Below are 3780 nucleotides of genomic sequence, written 5' to 3' on the forward strand. Positions count from 1 at the left end.
TATTTATTTGCAGGATCTGTAGAAAATGATGCAGCTAATTACACTAACCGCTCGGTGTATCCCATGCTGCATTTATTACGTGAAGCCAGCATTGATAAAGCTTTGCAAAATTATAAACACCCAGAAAATATCCCTGATACAAATATTAATTTTGCCAAAGAAAAAGGGTTGGTGTATATGAAGATGCTGAGGGATGCCTGTTTGTGATGCTGATTATCTCCTTTTTATCCAGCAAAAATATAGTTACATTCGTTTTATATAAACCTCAAAAGGTTTATTTTTTATTTTACGCCATTCAAACAAAAAAATATTTTATTTTAATTGATGACCTTTTACTAAAACCGGCATTAACTTATACAAGCCAACAAAATGACCGATACCGAAATAGTTGAACAATTACGGAATAATAAATACAGCAAGGCAGTAAACGGGCTGTATATTGCTTTACCTTCTATTAAAAAATATATTTGTGCAAACAGCGGTACCGAAGAAGATGCAAAAGATATTTTTCAGGATGCACTGGTGATACTCTACAAAAAAGCAAACAGTACTGAGTTTGTATTAACCGTTTCTCTTAGTACCTACCTGAATGCAATAGCAAAAAATTTATGGCTTACTGAGTTACGAAGAAGAAAAAAATTGCCTGCGGAAGAATCAAACGCAGATATAGCAGATGTTGTTACCGAAGAAGAAACAGGATTTATTATTGCAACAACAGCTTTTAATTTATTGGGAGAAAAATGCAGGCAGCTGCTCATGCTGTTTTATTTTAAAAAGAAAAATTTTAAAGAGATTGCCGGTATACTTGCTTTCAGCGACGAAAAAATTGCCAAGAACCAAAAGTACCGCTGCATTCAAAAAGCGAAGGAAAATTATGTAACACTTTTAAAAAATGATACTCATGGATAATAACAGCATACTAATAGACCGGTATCTGCAAAATGAAATGAGTGCAGATGAAAAAATAACATTTGAAGAAAAACTGGTAGCTGATAAAAATTTGCAGGAAGAATTTAATATACAAAAGCAAGTAATTAAAGCGGCAGAAAATGCAGGGTTAAAAAATGAATTTGTAAAAGCAATTAAAAAAAGAATTCTTGCAAAAAAAATAATCCGCTGGGGGATAATTGCTGCGATAGGAATTGCCGCTTTTATTTTCTATGCTGTAAAAACTGATTTGTTCTTACATATCGCAAAAGGTGAGAAAGGTACAGCAGCACAAGGTTTTCCTGCTCCAGAAAAATTTGATATTGATAATGCCGCCGATACCATTATTGAAACAAAAGATGGTGTAGTGTTTGCTATACCGGCAAATGCGTTCAGCAGTAACAATGTGCAATTAGAAATTAGAACTGCATTAACACCTGAAGATATTATTAAGAGCGGACTTTCAACTATGAGCAATGGTGATTTACTGCAAACAGCCGGAATGTTTTCCATTAAAGGTTTTGCCGGTGATAAAGAGCTTTCTCTTTTAAAAGAAATTGCAGTAAGTGTGCCAGCAAAAGAAATAAACCCTGCTATGCAATTATTTGATGGTGTACCCGATAGTACCGGTAAAATTAATTGGGTAAACCCTAAGCCAATAGAAAAAAGATTACAAACTTATGATATTACCACCCTTGATTTTTATCCCCCTAAATATATACCCACATTAAAAGCGTTGGGAAAAAATTATCAAAATAAAAAATATACTGATAGTTTGTATTACTCTTTTAGTGGATGGCCGCAAACCAATGAATCAAGTGAGTACAAAGCAATTTTCAGTCAAGGAAATGTAGAGGCTGCTGATTTTCCCGAGACTGTGGATACTTTAAAACCTTCAAAATTTGATTACGCATCTGATTCTTTAAGATTGCCTATTGAATTTGATAAACACAATGAAATTTATCAAATTGATCCTGCAATAATAAGGGCTATCTGGGATAAAAAGTTCAACAATACTATCATTGCAACAAAAGAATTTGCAGAAAGATTGCGGTACATGCACAGCCTTTGTACTTCGAAGTTTTTAGATATTTATTTTAAAAATCTTGATAAACCTTTGTACATTTCTGATGAGCTTTGTGCTAAAATGCCTTATGGTGATGCGGAAAATAAATTCCTCGAATTTGCTGCCAGAAAGGATGGCGGTGTAATTATTGCAAATGGCCTGCAACAAAAACTAAGCAATTATTTTCAACAAAAATCAAAAGCATACAGGGAAGCTGTTGAAAAAACCTGGGCAAAATATAATGCAGAACTGCAACGCCTGGATACTATTGCTGATACCAAAAGCAGGGATGCAGCCATAAGGAATTTTGCAAGAGAAGAAAATAATTTTAAAGAAGAGCTTTGTATTAATCTTACTGATGCGTACAAACAAATTGGTGTTAAAAGAAATTGTAACGATACCATTGTGCCGCCTGCAGATAAATTTTATAACGTAACCATAACTGCAACGGGATGGAAAAACTTAGATGCTTATGTAATGGAAGCCACTGTTAACAGGCAGAGTATGGAATATAAAGATCCTGCTACAGGTAAAGTTGCAAAATTAATTTATCAGCAAGTAAATTTTAAAATAGATAATGAAGAGCAGTTTGACCGTGTGCTGGTATATTTGATCCCCGACAGTTTGAGCAGTTTTCAATTGGTGCAGAAGAAAAAAAATAGTTACAAAGAAAATCTTAATTCATTATTTAAGTACGATGCTGTGGTACTGGCTTACAAAGGAGAGCAGGCTTATTTTTACAGGCAATCTAATGTAGAACCAAAAGAATATACATTTTTTTTATCTCCATTAACCGAAGCCGAATTAAAAGCTGCACTTAAAATTTATTCTTTTAGTAAAGTAAAAGAATTGAATACTGAATTTGAATACCAATTATTTCAACAGCAGGAAGTATTACGACAATTGCAATTGAGAAAAGATCAGCAATTCAGGGAGAAAGTTGCGGAATCTATTTTTAGTTGTTATGATGTAGCTCCACCAGAGCCTGGTGCAATCGAAATGCAATTCAAAAAATAAATTATGCTGTTTACAAGTAGTAAATATTTTAAGCAGTGACTATTTTATTTCTTCCTGCTAACCCTCCACACAATATTACTTACATCATCCGTTACCAGCATGGAGCCATCATCAAGAATGGCAACACAAACCGGCCTGCCATACACTTCACTTTTTGAAGCATCGGCGATAAAGCCGGTTAAAAAATCTTCGGGTGCACCGGATGGTTTACCATTTGCAAAAGGAACAAACATTACTTTATATCCTGTTAATTCTTTTCGGTTCCACGAGCCATGCTGCCCAATAAATGCACCGTTATGATATTTTGTTGGGAAAGATTGTTTATTATAAAAAGCTAATCCAAGCGATGCGGTGTGTGATCCAAGCGGCACATCAGGAACAATTGCTTTTGCAACAAGGTCGGGCCTTTGTTTATCTTTTAATCTCGGGTCTAAATTTTTTCCATAGTAAGAATAGGGCCAGCCATAAAAGCCGCCATCTTTCACACTCGTCATATAATCGGGTACCAACTCATCGCCTAATTCATCTCTTTCATTTACTGTTGTCCATAAAGTTGCAGTGCCCGGCGCCCAATCCATACCAACGGGATTACGCAGTCCGCTTGCATAAATTCTTTCGCCGCTACCATCAGGATTTATTTCTAAAATGTTAGCCCTTCTTATTTCATTTTCCATTCCGTGTTCGGCTGCATTACTGCCCGAGCCAATCGAAATATAAATTTTATCCCCTTTTTTATTGGCAATAATATTTCTCGACCAGTGATTGTTATA

Annotated in this window: 4 protein-coding genes; 3 read left to right on the top strand and 1 reads right to left on the bottom strand. The window is 35.0% G+C overall.

Annotated elements, in window-relative coordinates; translation table 11 throughout:
* The 3 genes from ACY651_RS10600 to ACY651_RS10610 form a co-directional block, all read left to right on the top strand.
* The coding region (locus tag ACY651_RS10600; RefSeq protein ID WP_462252480.1) for a DUF1415 family protein at positions 1–207 on the top strand (207 nt) is incomplete at its 5' end.
* 162 nt (positions 208–369) lie between these two features.
* Complete coding sequence (locus tag ACY651_RS10605) at positions 370–909, top strand: RNA polymerase sigma factor (protein ID WP_462252482.1); 540 nt, start codon at positions 370–372, stop codon at positions 907–909.
* Positions 902–3010: a hypothetical protein gene (locus tag ACY651_RS10610; protein WP_462252484.1), complete on the top strand. Its 2109-nt coding sequence runs from the start codon at positions 902–904 to the stop codon at positions 3008–3010. The genes ACY651_RS10605 and ACY651_RS10610 overlap by 8 nt, the downstream gene beginning before the upstream one ends.
* Positions 3011–3054: 44 nt before the next feature.
* On the opposite strand, the gene ACY651_RS10615 is transcribed toward ACY651_RS10610, so the two are convergent.
* On the bottom strand, positions 3055–3780 hold a 726-nt coding region (locus ACY651_RS10615), incomplete at its 5' end, for a PQQ-dependent sugar dehydrogenase (RefSeq protein ID WP_462252486.1).

This window comes from Ferruginibacter sp. (genome assembly GCF_031391665.1).
GTDB lineage: Bacteria > Bacteroidota > Bacteroidia > Chitinophagales > Chitinophagaceae > Ferruginibacter.